Annotated in this window: 12 protein-coding genes; 5 read left to right on the top strand and 7 right to left on the bottom strand. The window is 65.1% G+C overall.

Going from position 1 to position 17,568, the window contains the following annotated elements; all coding sequences use genetic code 11:
- Window positions 1–19: 19 nt before the first annotated feature.
- Together J6497_RS06270 and J6497_RS06265 are read right to left on the bottom strand one after the other, a co-directional pair.
- Window positions 20–925, bottom strand: a complete 906-nt coding sequence (locus J6497_RS06270) for a UPF0280 family protein (protein WP_225703375.1) — start codon at window positions 923–925, stop codon at window positions 20–22.
- Window positions 922–2,361, bottom strand: a complete 1,440-nt coding sequence (locus tag J6497_RS06265; protein ID WP_225703374.1) for a 6-hydroxynicotinate reductase — start codon at window positions 2,359–2,361, stop codon at window positions 922–924. Before J6497_RS06265 ends, J6497_RS06270 begins: the two co-directional genes overlap by 4 nt.
- Before the next feature lie 310 nt (window positions 2,362–2,671).
- On the opposite strand from J6497_RS06265, the gene J6497_RS06260 reads away from it, so the two are divergent.
- The 5 genes from J6497_RS06260 to J6497_RS06240 all read left to right on the top strand — a co-directional run bounded on the left by J6497_RS06260 (window position 2,672) and on the right by J6497_RS06240 (window position 10,177).
- Window positions 2,672–3,139, top strand: coding sequence for a (2Fe-2S)-binding protein (locus J6497_RS06260; protein ID WP_225703373.1), 468 nt, complete (start codon window positions 2,672–2,674; stop codon window positions 3,137–3,139).
- Window positions 3,139–6,675, top strand: a complete 3,537-nt coding sequence (locus tag J6497_RS06255; RefSeq protein ID WP_249793402.1) for a molybdopterin cofactor-binding domain-containing protein — start codon at window positions 3,139–3,141, stop codon at window positions 6,673–6,675. The genes J6497_RS06260 and J6497_RS06255 overlap by 1 nt, the downstream gene beginning before the upstream one ends.
- A 72-nt stretch (window positions 6,676–6,747) precedes the next feature.
- Window positions 6,748–8,052, top strand: a complete 1,305-nt coding sequence (gene pncB, locus J6497_RS06250; protein WP_225703372.1) for a nicotinate phosphoribosyltransferase — start codon at window positions 6,748–6,750, stop codon at window positions 8,050–8,052.
- 43 nt (window positions 8,053–8,095) lie between these two features.
- The gene (locus tag J6497_RS06245) at window positions 8,096–9,391 is read left to right on the top strand and encodes an O-acetylhomoserine aminocarboxypropyltransferase (RefSeq protein WP_225703371.1); all 1,296 of its coding nucleotides are present in this window, start codon (window positions 8,096–8,098) and stop codon (window positions 9,389–9,391) included.
- Between the two features lie 3 nt (window positions 9,392–9,394).
- Window positions 9,395–10,177, top strand: coding sequence for an alpha/beta fold hydrolase (locus J6497_RS06240; protein WP_225703370.1), 783 nt, complete (start codon window positions 9,395–9,397; stop codon window positions 10,175–10,177).
- A gap of 178 nt (window positions 10,178–10,355) precedes the next feature.
- On the opposite strand, the gene J6497_RS06235 is transcribed toward J6497_RS06240, so the two are convergent.
- The 5 genes from J6497_RS06235 to J6497_RS06215 form a co-directional block, all read right to left on the bottom strand.
- Entirely contained in the window at window positions 10,356–11,378 is a 1,023-nt protein-coding gene (locus J6497_RS06235) for a S1C family serine protease (RefSeq protein WP_225703369.1), read from the bottom strand.
- 258 nt (window positions 11,379–11,636) lie between these two features.
- Complete coding sequence (locus J6497_RS06230) at window positions 11,637–12,080, bottom strand: gluconate 2-dehydrogenase subunit 3 family protein (protein WP_225703368.1); 444 nt, start codon at window positions 12,078–12,080, stop codon at window positions 11,637–11,639.
- Window positions 12,081–12,087: 7 nt separating this feature from the next.
- Entirely contained in the window at window positions 12,088–13,689 is a 1,602-nt protein-coding gene (locus J6497_RS06225; protein ID WP_225703367.1) for a GMC family oxidoreductase, read from the bottom strand.
- Window positions 13,690–13,791: 102 nt separating this feature from the next.
- Window positions 13,792–14,187 carry a hypothetical protein gene (locus J6497_RS06220; protein ID WP_225703366.1) on the bottom strand — a complete coding sequence of 132 codons (396 nt, stop codon included), beginning with the start codon at window positions 14,185–14,187 and terminating at the stop codon, window positions 13,792–13,794.
- 72 nt (window positions 14,188–14,259) lie between these two features.
- The gene (locus J6497_RS06215; protein WP_225703365.1) at window positions 14,260–17,568 is read right to left on the bottom strand and encodes a carboxyl transferase domain-containing protein; all 3,309 of its coding nucleotides are present in this window, start codon (window positions 17,566–17,568) and stop codon (window positions 14,260–14,262) included.

Raw genomic sequence — 17,568 nt, 5'->3', positions numbered from 1 at the left:
GTTTCCGGCCTGTTCTTGCTCAGGCCCGCGCATTCTCTATCGCGCATTCATGAACGAGTTGCGATTGGGCCATCTTCGGCGGACGCACCCTCACGACAACCGTCTCGCTGAAGAGGCGCAGCGCCGCGCCCTCGATCAATCCTGCCGCAAGGCATTCTCGCGCGCAAACCGCACCCGCTTCAAGGGCATCAGTGATCTCGCGCTCCGACAATCTGCCGACCTCCCGCGTCACCAGGCGCGGGCCGAGGTCGCTGTCAGGCTGCAATTCATTGGCTGGGCGGTGGACAATCGCGGGATGTCCGGGCAGATCGACCGCATTGGCGATGACGGTCGCTGCGGCATCGGCTTCCGAGGCGGTCCGCGCCAGCACGGTGACGGCATCGGCGATGCCGAAGGAGAAGCTGCGGCCGTGACGGCCGCTGGTAGCGATGCCACGGACGGGATCGTCGGCGTGGATCACCATGGTCTGCATCAGGCCGCTTCTGTCGGGACGGTCCATCAGGCCGACGGTGAACTGCTCGTCGCCTGCGAGATGCAAAGCGATGTCGCCACCATTATTGACATAGGCGCGATCGAGCGATGCAGCCTCCAGCATCGCGCCGAGGATCTCGTCCGCCACGCTGCCCGCCACCGCAGCCATCGGCGTGATGAAACGATCGGCGGCAAACGGGGCCACCGCCGCATGCATGCGCCGCGCGATCACACCTTCAAGGGCGCAATGCATCGGATGAGCCGCCTTGCGCAATTCGCCGAGTTCCATGCAGAGCCCATCCAAGAGGCCGGTGAAGCGGCACACCGCGGCGTCGTAGGCCGCCCGTATGTCACGCTCGCTTCCCGTCGCCTCTACGATCAGATCGATCGGTCCGTCCTGCAAATGCAGCCGCTTGTCATCAGGAAGAAGCGTGATCTGCGGACGTCTCGTCATGTTCGCCTCCCCGAGGTGAAGAGCATCGGCCGGATCTCGGCGCTGTCCTGCAAGGACGACAGCGGCCGCACATAATCCATGTGGCCGCCGAGCGCCGCATAATCGGAAAGTTTTAGCGTGAACTCGATCGGCGCCACCAGCGCCGGTGTCGGCACGTAACCAAATGCCCCTATCGGCATCTGCGTGACATCGACCATGAAGGTGATGCCGCCGCCCGGCCAGACGTACACAGGCGCGCCGCCGCTGGTGACGCGGGTCAGCGCGTCCTTCACCGAGCGCGTCAGCCGCACCGGGTTGTCGGTGACACCGGCGCGCAGCGAGCCGCCGGCGCCGGCCATGAACAGCACGGTGCACAGCGCCGGCTCGCAATTCTCCTGGATGCGTTCGACCGAGAATTTCAGCTCGGGCGGCATCTCCTGCTCGCTCGGGCGCAGCGCCTCGTCGAGCACGTAATACGCCGCGTGCTCGCCGGTGGTCGAGACCATCAGCATGGTCATCCCCGGCCGCGCTTCCTTCGGATCGAACGGCCCGAGCACGGAAAGCGGATCGGAGATCCTGGTGCCGCCCCAGCCGGTGCCCGGCTCAGCGACCTGGAAATAGCGGCCGGGCGTCGAGCGGCGGCCTTTCATCTTGATGCCGGTGTCGGCGATATCCAGCAGCTTGCCGGCCTGGTGCTCCGAGAGTACGCCGGTGATGTGGTCGTCGACGACGACGACCTCGTCGACCTTGCCGTGCCATTGCTTGGCGAACATGCCGATGGTCGCCGAGCCGCAGCCGACGCGCATGCGCTCTTCCCGGACGCCATTGACGATCGGCGCCTGGCCCGCCTGTACAACGACGGTAGCCCCGCCGTCGATGACAAGTTCCACCGGCTTGCAGTTGGAAAGATCCATCAGCGTGTCGCAGGTGACGCGGCCCTCCTTCTTGGAGCCGCCGGTCAGATGATGGACGCCGCCGAGCGACAGCATTTGCGAGCCGTATTCGCTGGTGGTTACATGCCCGACCACCTCGCCTTGCGCGCGCACGGCCGCGGTCTCGGGACCGAGATAGCGGTCGGTGTCGATCTTCACCTTGACGCCGCAATAGGAGAAGATGCCTTCCGTCACGACCGTGACCATGTCGACGCCCTCGACCTCCGACGAGACGATGAAGGGCGCCGGCTTGTAGTCGGGATAGGTGGTGCCGGCGCCAATCGCGGTGACGAAGATGTCGCCTTGATGGACGATCTTGCCGTCCCAGTCGCCGCTCGCCTGGAACGGCACCACACGCCCGCCATGTTCGAGCGCGCGCGACAGCACGATATGCGGATCGACGCGTACCAGTCTGCCGTCGTGATTGGCGTAGCGGTCGCAGGCGCCCGCAACTCCCGGCTTGATGTAGCACATCACCGGGCAGGCATCGCAGCGGATCTTGTCAGAAGCGGCAACGTCAGCCATCGCGAACAAGCCTGGTGTTGGGAGGCGGCGTCATCTGGTCCCGGGCTCAACCGCCGGGATATCATTCGTATACGAACGATCCTGCGCGCAGGTCATAGGCCTGTCAAGCAGGCGCAACGGCGAAAAACCACGGCTGCCGAATAAAACCTCATTTGCCTCCCCGCTTTGTCCAGAAAGCGGGCAGCGCAGTGCAGCAATAAGCCGGCGGCTTGCACGTTTGTACACAAACGTTATCCTCCGACGACATCGATCGGCGATTTTGCAACGCAATCATCGAAACTTAGTCGAAGCCTTTGGGGACCACGAGCTGATGCGCCTGACCGTCAACGGCAGGATTTTCGATCTCGACGCCGCTCCGGACACCACACTGCTTTACGTGCTACGCAACGATCTCGAACTGAACGGACCGAAATATGGTTGCGGGCTCGGCGAATGCGGCGCCTGCGCGGTGCTGATCGACGGCGTCGCGGCGCGCTCCTGTGTGATCCCGATTGAAGGCTGCGTCGGGCGTGACATTGTGACGCTCGAAGGGCTTGGCACGCGCGAGCGCCCCGATCCCGTGCAGCAAGCCTTCATCGCCGAGCAGGCTGCGCAATGCGGCTACTGCCTCAACGGCATGATCATCACGACCAAGGCACTGCTGACGCGCAATCCGCGCCCGACCGAGAATGAGGTGCTGGAGGCGTTGCGCTACAATCTCTGCCGCTGCGGCGCGCATATCGAGATCATCCGCGCCGCCATGCGCGCGGCTGGCGACGCAATCGAGGCGCGCGATTGATGGCCTCGCAGGAGAATCTTGCGCGGCCACAAGGGTCGCTATCCATTGTTCGGCAATCGGATGCGAACGGCGCGTTCGAGACCTTCATCAAGATCACGGCGGATGGCTTTGTCACCGCCTATAACGGCCATGTCGATCTTGGCACCGGCATCCGCACCGCGCTCGGGCAGGTCGTCGCCGAGGAACTCGACGTGTCGTTTGCGCGTGTCATCGTCGTGCTCGGCGACACCTCGCAAACGCCCAATCAGGGTCCGACGATCGCCAGCGAGACCATCCAGATATCGGCGGTGCCGCTCCGCAAGGCGGCGGCGCAGGCGCGGCATTTTTTGGTCGCGCGCGCGGCGAAGCGGCTGGAGCTGTCACCCGGAGAGCTCACCATCGAGGACGGACTGATCCGCGGCCGGAACAACCGCAGCATCACCTATGGCGAATTGATCGCGGACGAGACCATCCAGATCGAACTCGCCGATGATGTGCCGGTGAAGACCGTCGATGCCTACTCCCTGGTTGGACAATCAGTGCCGCGCGTCGATCTACCGGCCAAGGCGACCGGCGAACTGGTCTATGTTCACGACGTGCGTGTACCGGGCATGCTGCACGGCCGCGTGGTGCGCCCGCCCTATGCCGGCGTCGATGCCGGGCCGTTCGTCGGCACCAGCCTGGCCACAGTCGATGACGATTCGGTGCGGGATATCCCTGGCCTGGTTGCGGTCGTTCGGATCGGCGACTTCGTCGGCGTCGTCGCCGAGCGCGAGGAGAACGCGATCAAGGCGGCGGCGCAACTGAAGGTCAGTTGGAAGCCGGGACCGACGCTGGCCGATCTCGAGAACGTCGAACAGGCGCTGCGCGCCAATCCATCGACGCCGCGCACGCTGCTCGACAAAGGCGATGTCGATAGCGCGATCAAGGCCGCCGCGAAGCCGATGCAGCGGACTTACCTGTGGCCGTACCAAATGCACGGCTCGATCGGCCCGTCCTGCGCGGTGGCGGACTATCGGGACGATGCGATCCGCGTCTGGTCCGGCACGCAGAACCCGCACCTCCTGCGCGGCGACCTCGCGCTGCTGATCGAACGGCCGGAGACCGAGATCGAGGTGATCAGGATGGAGGCGGCCGGCTGCTATGGCCGCAACTGCGCCGACGACGTCACGGCTGATGCCTTGCTGCTCTCGCGTGCCGTTGGCCGTCCCGTACGCGTGCAGTTGACGCGCGAGCAGGAACACGCCTGGGAGCCAAAGGGCGCCGCGCAACTGATGGACGTCAATGGCGGCTTGAACGCCGACGGCAGCGTCGCGGCCTACGATTTTGCCACGCGCTATCCCTCGAACGGCGCGCCGACGCTGGCCTTGCTGCTCACCGGCCGGATCGCGCCGACACCGGCCGTGTTTGAGATGGGCGATCGCACGGCCATCCCGCCGTATGACTATGACCATATGCGCGTGGTCGCCAACGACATGCCGCCGATCGTGCGCGCCTCCTGGTTTCGCGGCGTATCGGCACTGCCGAACACCTTTGCCCACGAATCCTATATCGACGAACTCGCGGCGGAGGCCGGCGTCGATCCGATCGAGTACCGGCTGCGCTACCTCAAGGACAGGCGCGCGATCGACCTCGTCAATGCCGTCGCCGAGCGTGCCGGCTGGAAGCTGCGGCCGGTGCGCGAGGAGAAGCTCGCAGAGGGCGACATCGTGCGCGGGCGCGGCTTTGCCTATGCGCTCTATGTCCACAGCAAGTTTCCCGGCTATGGCGCGGCATGGTCGGCGTGGATCGCCGATGTCGCCGTCAACAAGGCAACCGGCGACGTCAGCGTGACGCGCGTGGTGGCGGGGCAGGATTCCGGCCTGATGATCAACCCGGATGGCGTGCGCCACCAGATCGAGGGCAATGTCATCCAGTCGACCAGCCGCGCGCTGATGGAGGAAGTCTCCTTCGAGCGCGGCGCGGTGACGGCACGGGAATGGGGCGCCTACCCCATCATCAAATTCCCCGAGCTGCCCAAGATCGACGTGCTGATGCTGCCGCGGCAGGATCAGCCGCCGCTCGGCGTCGGCGAGTCCGCGTCCGTGCCGAGCGCCGCGGCGATCGCGAACGCGATCTATGACGCGACCGGTGTCCGCTTCCGCGAATTGCCGTTCACGCCGGAGCGCATCCTGAAGGGATTGCAGGGCGAGCAACCGGCCGCACCGGCCACGCTGGCGCCACCCGCGCCTCCGGCCTTGAACAAATGGCACAAGCCGTTCGCGAAACGCACGGGCGTGGCGGCCGGCATCGCCGCACTATGCGCGGCCGTCGTCGGCATCGGCGCAGCCGTGCTGCCGTGGCGGGCGATCGCGCCGATCGCGCGGCCGGACGCATCGGTCTATTCGGCCGCGACCATTGCCCGCGGCAAGGAGCTGGCGTCGCTCGGCGCCTGCGCCGTGTGCCATACGACAGCAGGCGGAGCGCTCAACGCCGGCGGGCGGCCGCTGGAGACGCCGTTCGGCATCATCTACGCGACCAACATCACGCCCGATGTCGAGACCGGCATCGGTGCGTGGTCCTATCCCGCGTTCGAACGCGCGATGCGCGAGGGCATCCATCGTGACGGCCGGCATCTCTATCCGGCTTTCCCCTATACCCATTTTGCCAAGGCTACCGATGCCGACCTGCAGGCGCTCTACGCCTATGTGATGGCGCAGACACCGGTGCGCGCGACGACGCCGGAACACGAACTGAAGTTTCCGTTCAACCTGCGCCCGCTGCTCGCCGGATGGAATGCACTGTTCCACGATGCAAAATCGTTCCAGCCCGATCCGACCAAGTCGCAGATGTGGAATCGCGGCGCCTATCTGGTCGAAGGTCTCGGCCATTGCAGCGCCTGCCATTCGCCACGCAACGCACTCGGCGCCGAACTCCCCAACGCCTATCTCGCCGGCGGCCTTGCCGAGGGCTGGGAAGCACCGGCGCTGACGTCGCTGTCGAAAGCGCCGATCCCCTGGAGCGAGGATGAACTTTACGCGTATTTGCGCACCGGCGAGTCGCGCTTTCACGGCGTGGCGGCGGGGCCGATGGCGCCGGTCGTGAAGGAATTGGCCGCACTATCAGACCAGGACATCCGTGCCATGGCCGTCTATCTCGGCTCCTTCAACGATACCGCCAGAGACAGGCCGGCACAGGAGGGGGTCGCCGCGAAACTCGAGGCCGCGACGGCTACGAATGCCGTCATGCCCGCCTCATTCGGTGCCCGCCTCTATCAGGGCGCCTGCGCGGTCTGTCACGAGGTCGGCGGACCGCCTCTGTTCGGCAGCCGGCCATCACTGTCCCTGAACAGCAATCTGCATAGCACGGTACCGGACAATTTGATCCAGGTGATCCTGCACGGCATCAGCGAACCGGTTTCCTCCGATCTCGGTTATATGCCTGCGTTCAAGGACAGCATGACCGATGGCCAGGTCGCCGAGCTGGTTTCGTATCTCCGCCGCCAGTTTGCCCCGGACAAGTCGGCCTGGGCCGAGATCGAGGCGGCCGTCGGCAGGATCAGACAGGGAACACGCTGAGCTGCCATGCCTTGCTCGAACGCGTGGCAAAACCCACTGGTTGGGCGGCTTTTGGCAGGCTAGAGTTCCGCAATGACCTTTACGGATATTGCAACCCGGACCTACAACCATGGCTGGCGGCTCGACCCGATCGTGCGCAGCCTGCTCGACACCGATTTCTACAAGCTGTTGATGCTGCAGATGATCCGGGAGTTCTACCCGGACACGCGCACGACCTTTTCCGTGATCAACCGCACCACCCGGGTTCGGCTTGCCGAGGTGATCGACGAAGGCGAATTGCGCGCCCAGCTCGACCATGCCCGCACCATCCGCTTTGGCAAGAAGGAACTGATCTGGCTCGCCGGCAACACCTTTTACGGCAAGACCCAGATGTTTTCGCCCGAATTCATCTCCTGGCTCGCCAATTTCCGGCTGCCCGAATATGAGCTGCACAAGGTCGACGGCCAGTATGAACTGGATTTCCACGGACCCTGGACCCACACCACGATGTGGGAGATCCCGGCGCTCGCGATCCTGAACGAATTGCGCTCGCGCGCGGCGATGAAGGGCCAGGGCCGGTTCGCGCTCGACGTGCTCTATGCCCGCGCCAAGGCCAAGCTGTGGGCCAAGGTCGAACGCCTGCGCAAGCTCGAGGGCTTGCGGCTTTCGGACTTCGGCACCCGCCGCCGCCACGGCTTCCTCTGGCAGCGCTGGTGCGTCGAGGCCGTGAAAGAAGGCCTGGGGCCGTCCTTCACCGGCACCTCGAACGTGCTGCTGGCGATGGACAATGACCTCGAGGCGATCGGCACCAATGCGCATGAGCTGCCGATGGTGGCCGCGGCGCTCGCCAATTCCGACGAAGAGCTGCGCTGGGCGCCCTATCGCATCCTCGACCAGTGGCGCCATACCTATGGTGGCAACCTGCTGGTCGCCCTCCCCGACGCCTTCGGCACAAGGGTGTTCCTGCGGGACGCGCCGGATTGGGTCGCAGACTGGACCGGATTTCGCCCCGACAGCGCGCCGCCGATCGCGGCCGGCGAAGAGATCATCAAATGGTGGAAGCAGAAGGGCCGCGATCCCAAGGAGAAGCTGCTGGTCTTCTCCGACGCGATGGATGTCGATTCGATCGAGGAAACCTACAGACATTTCACCGGCCGCGTCCGCATCAGCTTCGGCTGGGGCACCAACCTCACCAACGACTTCGTCGGCTGCACGCCTGACGGTTCCGCCGACCTCGATCCGATCTCGATCGTCTGCAAGGTGACCTCGGTCGATGGCAGGCCGGCGGTGAAACTCTCCGATAATCCGGAGAAGGCGACCGGCATCCCGTCCGAGGTCGAGCGTTACGTGCGTGTGTTCGGCAACGCCGGCCGCGTGCGCGCCGCCGTGCACGTCTGATATAAGCCCGCATTTATCCCAAATCTCACCTCGCGAGTTCAGCATGCCCGCACCCAAGCCGCCTGCGTTCGAGACCCTCAGCCTGCATGCCGGGCAGCGCCCCGATCCCGTGACGGGATCGCGCGCGGTGCCGATCTACCAGACGACGTCCTACGTGTTCCAGGACGCCGATCATGCGGCGGCGCTGTTCAACCTGGAGCGCGCCGGCCACATCTACACGCGGATTTCCAATCCGACGACGGCGGTGCTGGAAGAGCGGATCGCGGCGCTCGAAAGTGGCGTCGGCGCGATCTGCACGGCGAGCGGCATGGCCGCGATGCATCTGGCGATCGCGACCTTGCTCAATGCCGGCGACCACATCGTCGCGTCCGCCTCGCTCTATGGCGGCACCATCAACCTGCTGGCGCACACGCTGCCGCGCTTCGGCATCACCACAACCTTTGTGAAGCCGCGGGCGCTCGCTGATTTCCGCGCCGCGATCAAGCCGAACACGCGCCTGGTGATCGCCGAGACCATCGGCAATCCCGGGCTCGAGGTGCTCGATATCCCCGCAGTGGCTGACATCGCGCATGACGCCAAGATTCCACTCTTGATCGACAACACGTTTGCGACGCCCTATCTCAGCCGCCCGATCGAGCTCGGCGCCGACATCGTGATGAACTCGGCGACCAAATGGCTCGGCGGGCACGGCATTGCGATCGGCGGCGTCATTGTCGATGGCGGCGGCTTTGACTGGCATGCGTCGGGCAAATTCCCCCAGCTCACCGAGCCCTATGCCGGCTATCACGGCATCGTCTTCGACGAGCAGTTCGGCAAGGCCGCTTTCATCATGCGCGCCCGCACCGAGGGCTTGCGCGATTTCGGCGCCTGCTTGTCGCCGACCAACGCGTTCCAGCTCCTGCAGGGCATCGAGACGCTCGGCGTGCGGATGGATCGCCACATGAGCAATACGCACGCGGTGCTGGAATTCCTGACCGCGAACAAGGCGGTCGACTGGGTGCTGCATCCCTCGCGGGAACATCACCCGGATTACGAGCTGGCGAAGAAGCTGCTGCCGCGCGGCGCCGGCTCGATGGTCAGCTTCGGCATCAAGGGCGGACGCGCGCCGGGCAAGAAGTTCATCGAGTCCTTGAAGCTGATCAGCCATCTCGCGAATGTCGGCGATGCCAAGACGCTCGTCATCCATCCCGCGAGCACCACGCATCAGCAGATGGACGCCGACCAGCTCAAGGCCGCCGGCATCGGCGAAGAGCTGGTGCGGCTGTCGGTCGGCATCGAGACCGCGCAGGACATCATCGACGATCTCGGCCAGGCGCTTCGCGCGTCGCAGAGGGTTTGAGCCATGCAGCTTTCGGTGAGCGGGATTGAGACCTTCGTGGCGACCGGCGGAAAGCCGTTCGATCCATCACTGCCTGCGGTGGTGATGATCCATGGCGCGGGCTTTGACAGCTCCACCTGGGCGCTGCACAGCCGATGGTTCGCGCATCATGGCTTTTCGGTGCTGGCACCGGACCTGCCGGGCCACGGCCGCTCGTCCGGCAAGCCCTTGCCAACGATTGCGGAGATGGCGGATTGGACCGCGGCACTGTTGCAGGCGGCCGGTGCGCCGAACGCGAAGCTGATCGGCCACTCGATGGGCTCGCTGATCGCACTGGAAACCGCGGCGCGGCATCCGGAGAAGGTGTCGGCACTGTGCCTGATCGGAACGGCGGCGACGATGACGGTTGGGCCTGATCTGTTGAAGGCGGCAGAGGCCAACGATCCGGCCGCGATCGACATGGTCTCAATCTGGGGCCTTGGCTTCAAGGCAGAACTCGGCGGCTCGCTCGCGCCGGGACTGTGGATGCACCAGGGCGCGCAGCGTGTGCTGCAGCAGACGCGACCGGGTGTGCTCTACAATGACCTCAACGCCTGCAATTCGTATCAGAATGCGCTGACTGCGGCAGCCGGCATTAGGGTGCCCACCACCTTCATCCTCGGCGAACGCGACATGATGACACCAGCGAAAGCCGGCAAGACGCTGGCGGCGGCGGCGCCGAATGCTCGCACTGTGGTGATGGCCGATGCGGGCCACATGATGATGGTGGAGCAGCCCGACGAATTGCTGGCTGCGCTCCGGGACTGAGATCGGCACGCCCTCTTCCCTTCTCCCCTTGTGGGAGAAGGTGGCGCGAAGCGCCGGATGAGGGGTTCTCTCCACGCGCTCCTGTGCTCGCGGAGAGAACCCCTCACCTAAGTGAGTTCGCTGCTGGCGCCTGAGCTGCCCTCTCCCACAAGGGGCGAGGGCACATCAACCCGCAGCGTTACTCCCTCGCCGGCTTGCGTTCGATCGGGTGGATGTCGATCGCGCGCAGGCGGCCCAGGCGCAGCACGTCCATCGAGAGCCGGCGGTCGATGCGGTCGCGGTCGAGTGCGCGGATCAGGTCGTCGACACCGTTGATGTCGACGCCGTCGAGCTTGATCACGACGTCGCCAGGCAACAGCCCCGCCTTCGCCGCAGGGCTGTCCAGCTCGATCTGGGCGAGAAGCGCGCCCATCTTGTTCTCGACGCCGGCGAGCACCGCGTGGCGCCGCGGGATCGGTGCGGTCTGGCCGGCGACGCCGATATAGGCGCGGCGGACATAGCCGTGGCGGATGATCTCCGACAGCACGAACTGCGCGGTGTTGCTCGCGACCGCAAAGCAAATGCCCTGCGCGCCGTTGATGATCGCGGTGTTGATGCCGATCACCTGCGAATTCGACGACACCAGCGGGCCGCCGGAATTGCCGGGATTGAGCGCGGCATCGGTCTGGATCACGTCCTCGATGGTGCGCCCGCTGACCGAGCGGATCGAGCGGCCGAGCGCCGACACCACGCCGGCGGTGACCGTCGATTCAAAGCCGAGTGGATTGCCGATCGCGACCACGAGCTGGCCGCGCCTGAGCTGCTTGGAGTCCCCGAGCGAGGCGTATGGCAGGTCGCGCGCGCCATCGGCCCGCAGCAATGCAAGGTCGGTGTCCGGATCGACGCCGAGCACATGGGCATCGGTGACAAAGCCCTCGGTGTCACGAAGTCGGATCTCTTTCGACGATCCGACCACGTGGCTGTTGGTCAGCACGAGTCCATCAGGCGAGATGACGATGCCGGAGCCGAGCCCACCCCGCTCGCGGACGTTGCGGACTTTCGGGCCGGTCTCGACACGCACCACCGCAGGGCCGACGCGTTCGGTCACGTCGATCACGGCGTTGGAATAGGCGTCGAGCAGCGCCCGGCCATTGTCCGGCGCAGCTTCGGTCGTTCGCGGTGACAGCGCGTCACCGGCGATATCTGAGGTAAAATCCAACATGATGAGATTCCTTCGGCCAACTCAGATGGGGACCGGGTTCCGCTGGTGCAAGATGTCCATGTCGGGCGCGGACCTGCCCAAACGGCCAGAACGGCCCTTCACCTCTCCCGCTCGCGGGAGAGGTCGGCGCGTGGCGCCGGGTGAGGGCTCTCTCCACTCGGGGAATCCCGATGCGGACGCACCCTCACCCCAGCCCTCTCCCGCAAGCGGGAGAGGGGGCGCAGCCTGCTCGCAGAGACGGCTCGATCCAATCTAACGCTATGCCCGCCGCAAGCTGCCGCCGCGCGCTTTCACCGGATCGAGCAACGACCAGTCGCCATTCTCCAGCGGGTGGCCTTTCGGGAAGGGCGCACGCAGTTCGTGGCCGAGCGAGCGCAGCACGCGGTCGTCGCGGTAGTAGCATTGCAGGACCACGCGAACGAGCGTTGCCGCGGGGACTCCGCCGGTTGCGCGGAATTCCTTTGCGACCTGATCGCGCTGCGCCGTGTCGAGTTCGGCAAGCGGTTTGCCGGCTAAACGCGCGAGATGATCGAGCGCGGCGCGTACCGGCTCGGTATCGCGGCCGAGCGTTGCCAGCATATCGGCCTGGATGGCCCGATCATCGGCACCCGGCGCCTTGTATTCGGCACTCTCGGGAATGATCATCGCCGCGATGATCCTGAGATCATCGCGCTGAGTTGTAGTGAGAGTTTCGACGGTCATCGCTTCCTCAGTCGAACAAATTGGCAAGGCGCTGCTTCATCTGGTCGGCGACGTAGAGCGCGACGGCCTGGATCGTGGAGGTCGGGTTGACGCCGCCGGAGGTGACGAACACGCTGCCGTCGACAATGAACAGGTTCTTCACATCATGCGAGCGGCCCCATTCGTTGACCACCGAGCGCGCAGGGTCCGTGCCCATCCGTGCGGTGCCAAGGAGGTGCCAGCCGCCCCAGGGGATCGGATTGTTGGTGCAGATATCGGTCGCGCCGGCGGCTTCGAGAATCTCGCGGCCGCGCGCCAGCGCATGCTCCATCATCTTCCGGCTGTTCTCGCTGATGGTGTAGTCGATCTTCGGGGCGGGAATGCCGTGGCCGTCCTTCAACACGGGATCGAGCGTGACGCGGTTGTGCTCCTCCGGAAGATCCTCGCAGATCGCTGAAACCGCAAGCCGGTGGCCGTTGAGCCTCCGGAAGACACGGTGATGATCCGCACCCCACGGCAGAATGCCCTTCTGCTCGCTGGCGACGGCCTCGAACACAGGCCCGGCGCCGCGGCCGAACTGAATGCCATAACCGCGGACAAAGCCGCGCGACAGATCGGTATCGTAGAACTGTTTGCTCCAGAGGCAGGTCGGCGGCGCCCGGTTGCTGTCGGTCGGCTCCTTCACGAAGCCGTAGATCTGCGCATAGGGATGGAACATCAGGTTCTTGCCGACAAGGCCCGATGAATTGGCGAGGCCATTCGGAAAGCGGCCGGAGACCGAGTTCAAGAGCAGCCGCGGGGTGCCGACACCGTTGCACGCGATGATGACGACCTCGGCTGGCTGAAACTGCTCGACGCCGTCCTTGTCGTAATAGACGACACCGGAGGCCATGCCATGCTCGTTGGTCAGGATCTCGCGGACGCGGCAATGCGTCTTGAGCTCGACGCCGGCGCGGATCGCATGCGGCCAATAGGTGATGTCGGTCGAGGCTTTCGCGCCCTGCGCGCAGGCCGGCGTGCAATGGCCGAGATTGATGCAGCGCGCCCTGCCCTCATAGTCCATTGTCGCGACCGTGGTGTCCGACGGCCACCAGTGCCAGCCCAGCTCGTTCATGGCCTTGCCGATCAGCGGACCGGAGAGTCCGAGCGGCTGCGGCGGCATCGGCGGGTGCGTGAGCGGCGAAAGCGGATCGCCTGACAGGCCCGATACGCCCATCATCCGGTCGTTCTCGTCGAAGAACGGGATGAGTGCATCATAGTCGATCGGCCAGTCATCAGCGACGCCGTCGAGCGTCCTCACCTTGAAATCGGAGGGATGCAACCGCGGCCAATGCGCCGTATACATCACCGTCGAGCCGCCGACGGCGTTGAAGTTGACAACCTTGATCGGCGAATTGTCGTCGTTAACAGGATAGTCCTCCGGGCAGCCGCGGACGTTCGGGCTGGTCGACCAGTCGCCATAGAATTTGGCTTCCCAGTCCCGCCCTGTGCTCGGATATTCCGCCGGATTCATCCAGCCGCCCTGCTCCAGGCAGAGGATGTGCATTTTCGTCTCGGCCAGCGACCACGCCACCGCGGCGCCGGACGCGCCAGCGCCGATGATCAGGACGTCAACGGGATCCCGGTGCAAGAGTGCCTCCCCAATATCATCGCTGCGCGACGCGCGATCGTTGTTCTTGTCGGGAGACGATAGGGGAAAACCGGATGTGGAGTAAAGCCGCGGCAGCGCAGGTCATGGCACGCGCGGCACGATCGTCACCTCAAGCTTGATGATCTCGTCCGGCGTTGCGCGGCGGGTCATCGCGCCCGGCGCTTCGACCAGCACTTGCAGCCGCAGCCGCCTGTTGATGACGTTCCGCGACGGAACGGGAAAGGTCTCGGAACGGGTGTCGTGCGGATTCGGCACACCATAAGACATAATCGAGCCGATCACGTCGCCCTGCTCGGTCTTGACGACAAGGCGTCCGCCGAACGGCAATGGACCGGTTACGACCCTGGCCCGGACCGCCTCATTTGGCCCGGGATCGCGCGGCACCAACACCTCGGTCATCCTTCGGTCCTGCGCCGAGACATTGCTCACGCCGGCGAGGCTTGCGAGAACGAGGGCAATCAGGAGTCCGTGTCGCATGTCGAGGCCTCGGAACGATGACGCTGATCTGGATTGTCATCCCACTCTGGCCTTTTGTTGGCGGCGGCTCGCTTACCACGCATCAACGCATGGCCGCTTGCGGTCCGTGCGCGGCGCGGGTTTCGGCACGGAGCGCAGACCGGACATGATCCAGTGGCGGGTTTGCGCGGGATCGATCACTTCGTCGATCTCGAGCACGGAGGCGATCGAGACCGCCTTGCCGTTGGCATAGAGCTCAGCGACCTTGGCCTGGTAATATCTTTCGCGCTCGGCCGGATCCTCGATCGCTTCCATCTCCTTGCGGAAGCCGAGCCGCACATAGCCTTCGAGGCCCATGCCGCCGAACTCGCCGGTCGGCCATGCCACGGTGAAGAAAGAGGCATGGAAGCCGCCGCCGATCATCGACTGCGCGCCAAGGCCATAGCCTTTGCGCAAGACGATGCCGAACAGGGGCACGGTGAGGCTCGCGCCGGTGACGAACATGCGCGAGACGTGGCGAACGATCGCGGTCTTCTCGGCCTCCGGCCCGACCATGAATCCTGGCGTGTCGCAGAGCGAGATGATTGGGATGTCGAAGGCGTCGCAAAGCTGCATGAAGCGCGCGGCCTTGTCGCCGGCGGGCGCATCGATCGCGCCGCCGAGATGCTTCGGATTGTTGGCGATCAGGCCGAACGGCTTGCCTTCGATGCGGATGAAGGCGGTGATCATGCCGACGCCGAAGTCGCGGCGGATTTCGAGCACCGAGCCCTCGTCGGCGAGGAGATCGATCACCTTGCGGATGTCGTAGACGCGCAAGCGATTCTCCGGGATCGCGCGGCGGAGCAGCCGCTGGTCCGGCGCCTTCCAGTCGCTGACCGCACCCTGGAAGTAGGACAGGTATTTTTGCGCGACCGTCGTCGCATCCGCCTCGTCCTCGACGAGGACGTCGATGACGCCGTTCGGCGCCTGGAACGACGCCGGGCCGACCTCGGCCGGATGATAGACGCCAAGCCCGCCGCCTTCGATCATCGCGGGCCCGCCCATGCCGATCGACGCGTTCTTGGTGGCGATGATGACATCGCAGCAGCCGAGCATCGCGGCGTTGCCGGCAAAGCAATAGCCGGAGACCACGCCGATGACGGGGACCAGACCGGAGAGCCTAGCGAACTGTACGAACGACGGGCCGTCGAGCCCGGTCATGCCAAGCCGGTCGGTATCACCCGGGCGGCCGCCGCCGCCCTCGGCATAGAACACCAGCGGCAACCGCCACTGCTCGGTCAGCGAGAGCATGCGGTCGATCTTCTTGTGGTTCATATGGCCCTGCGTGCCCGCGAGCACGGTGTAGTCGTAGGCGATCACCATGCAACGTGCAGCGTCCGCGCCGAACTTGTCGGCGTTCACGGTGGCAACGCCGGTGATCAGGCCGTCGGCCGGCGTGTTGTGGATGAGATCGTCGAGCTTGCGCCGGCGGCGCTGCGCTGCGATTGCCAGCGAGCCATATTCGACGAAGGAACCTGCGTCGACGAGATGGGCGACGTTCTCGCGCGCGGTGCGCTGGTTAGTCTTGCGCCTTCGCTCGACGGAAGCCGGCCGATTCTCATCCAGCGTGATCGCGTGACGCGCGATGACTTCGGCAAGATCGGGACGGACATAGTCGAGATCGATCTCCTCCTCTTTCGCAGCATGATGGCCATCAACCTCGGCGGGCTCGATGAACAGGATCGCCTCACCATGCATCAGCGTGACGCCGACGCCGCCCGCGATCTTCGTCACCTTGCCGCCATGCGGCGCAGTAACGAGATGCTCCATCTTCATGGATTCCAGCACCGCGATCTGCTGGCCGGGACGGACGAGATCCCCCTCAGCGACATCGATCGCGACGATGGTGCCCTGCAGTGGCGCCGGAACCGCGACGGAGCCTTCCGGAGCCGCCTCGCCTGTCGATGATTCAACGACTGGGGCACCGCCATTGACTTCGACCAGCACCGGTTCATCGGCTTCCTTCGCCGCGGCGACCAGCGAGCCGGCATGCGCATCGATGAAATTGGTGCTGATCCGGTTGGCACCAAAATCGGGATGCGCGAGGATCGCGCCGAGGAACGGGATGTTGGTGGCGACGCCACTGACGCGGAATTCGCGTAAAGCGCGCGTGGCCTTCTGCACCACATCGGCCCAGTTCGCGCTCGGCGAATGCACGATGACTTTTGCGAGCAGGGAATCGAAGGCAGCGCTCGTTTTGTAGCCGGTGTAGCCGAAGGTATCGACCCGCACGCCCGGGCCGGACGGCAGGTCGAACACCGACAGCGTCCCGCCGGTCGGCTTGGTCTCGCCCTTCTCGTTCATCACCTCCATGTTGACGCGGAGCTGCATCGCAAAGCCGCGTGGCGATGGAACCGCAGCCTGCGCGAGACCGAGCGAGGCCAGAGTCGCGCCCGAAGCGATCGCGAGCTGCGCCTTCACGAGATCGATGCCGAGCACCTCCTCGGTGACGGTATGCTCGACCTGCAACCGCGGATTGGCCTCGATGAAGGCAAATGCGCCCTCGCCTTCACGGGCGTCGTCGTCAACAAGGAATTCGAAGGTGCCGAGATTGTCATAGCGCGCGGCGGCGGCAAGTTTCTTTGCGGCTTCGATGATGCGCGAACGCAAGCCTTCGTTCAACGACGGGCTCGGCGCCACCTCGATCAGTTTCTGGTTGCGGCGCTGAATCGTGCATTCCCGCTCCCATAGATGGCTGATCTGGCTGGTGCGATCGCCGATGATCTGCACCTCGATATGGCGCGCCTTTCGGATCAGCCGCTCGACATAGACGCCGTCGTTGCCGAAGGCGGCTTTCGCCTCGGACTGGCAGCGCGCATGGGCCTGTTCCAGCTTGGCGGCGTCGTCGACGACGCGCATGCCGCGCCCGCCGCCGCCCGCAATCGCCTTGACCATGACGGCACTGCCGGGGCCGAGCGAGCCGAAGAATGCCTTGGCCTCCTCCAGGCTGGTCGGGCCGCTGGTTCCGGAGATGATCGGCACGCCGCAGCTTTTCGCCAGCGCCTTGGCCTTCGCCTTGTCGCCGAACAGCTCCAGCGCTTCCGGCGACGGACCGACGAAGGTGATCCCCTGCTCCGCACAGCGCTGTGCCAGCGTCGCGTTCTCGCTGAGGAAGCCATAGCCTGGATGCAGCGCGTCGCACCCCATCGCCTTGGCTGCGCTAATCACCGCTTCGATATCGAGATAGGCACGCGCGCCGCGGCCTGGAATTTCGTAGGCTTCGTCGGCCGCGCGGGCGTGCCGTGAGGTCGCGTCGTCGGCGGGATAGATTGCGACGGTGGCAAGCCCGCCATCGCCTGCGGCGCGGGCGATACGGATGGCAACCTCGCCACGATTGGCGATCAGCAATTTCTTAAAGGACAT

The organism is Bradyrhizobium cenepequi (assembly GCF_020329485.1).
GTDB classification, from domain to species: domain Bacteria; phylum Pseudomonadota; class Alphaproteobacteria; order Rhizobiales; family Xanthobacteraceae; genus Bradyrhizobium; species Bradyrhizobium cenepequi.
Note: the sequence above shows the minus strand (reverse complement) of the source record. Positions and strands in the feature narration are given on the sequence as shown.

Excerpts from the sequence above, each read along its gene's own strand:
- J6497_RS06220 (WP_225703366.1), bottom strand. The coding sequence starts at position 14,187 with ATGCGACACGGACTCCTGATTGCCCTCGTTCTCGCAAGCCTCGCCGGC.
- J6497_RS06270 (WP_225703375.1), bottom strand. The coding sequence starts at position 925 with ATGACGAGACGTCCGCAGATCACGCTTCTTCCTGATGACAAGCGGCTG.
- J6497_RS06245 (WP_225703371.1), top strand. The coding sequence starts at position 8,096 with ATGCCCGCACCCAAGCCGCCTGCGTTCGAGACCCTCAGCCTGCATGCC.
- J6497_RS06235 (WP_225703369.1), bottom strand. The coding sequence starts at position 11,378 with ATGTTGGATTTTACCTCAGATATCGCCGGTGACGCGCTGTCACCGCGA.
- J6497_RS06215 (WP_225703365.1), bottom strand. The coding sequence starts at position 17,568 with ATGTCCTTTAAGAAATTGCTGATCGCCAATCGTGGCGAGGTTGCCATC.
- J6497_RS06265 (WP_225703374.1), bottom strand. The coding sequence starts at position 2,361 with ATGGCTGACGTTGCCGCTTCTGACAAGATCCGCTGCGATGCCTGCCCG.
- pncB (WP_225703372.1), top strand. The coding sequence starts at position 6,748 with ATGACCTTTACGGATATTGCAACCCGGACCTACAACCATGGCTGGCGG.
- J6497_RS06230 (WP_225703368.1), bottom strand. The coding sequence starts at position 12,080 with ATGACCGTCGAAACTCTCACTACAACTCAGCGCGATGATCTCAGGATC.
- J6497_RS06240 (WP_225703370.1), top strand. The coding sequence starts at position 9,395 with ATGCAGCTTTCGGTGAGCGGGATTGAGACCTTCGTGGCGACCGGCGGA.
- J6497_RS06260 (WP_225703373.1), top strand. The coding sequence starts at position 2,672 with ATGCGCCTGACCGTCAACGGCAGGATTTTCGATCTCGACGCCGCTCCG.
- J6497_RS06255 (WP_249793402.1), top strand. The coding sequence starts at position 3,139 with ATGGCCTCGCAGGAGAATCTTGCGCGGCCACAAGGGTCGCTATCCATT.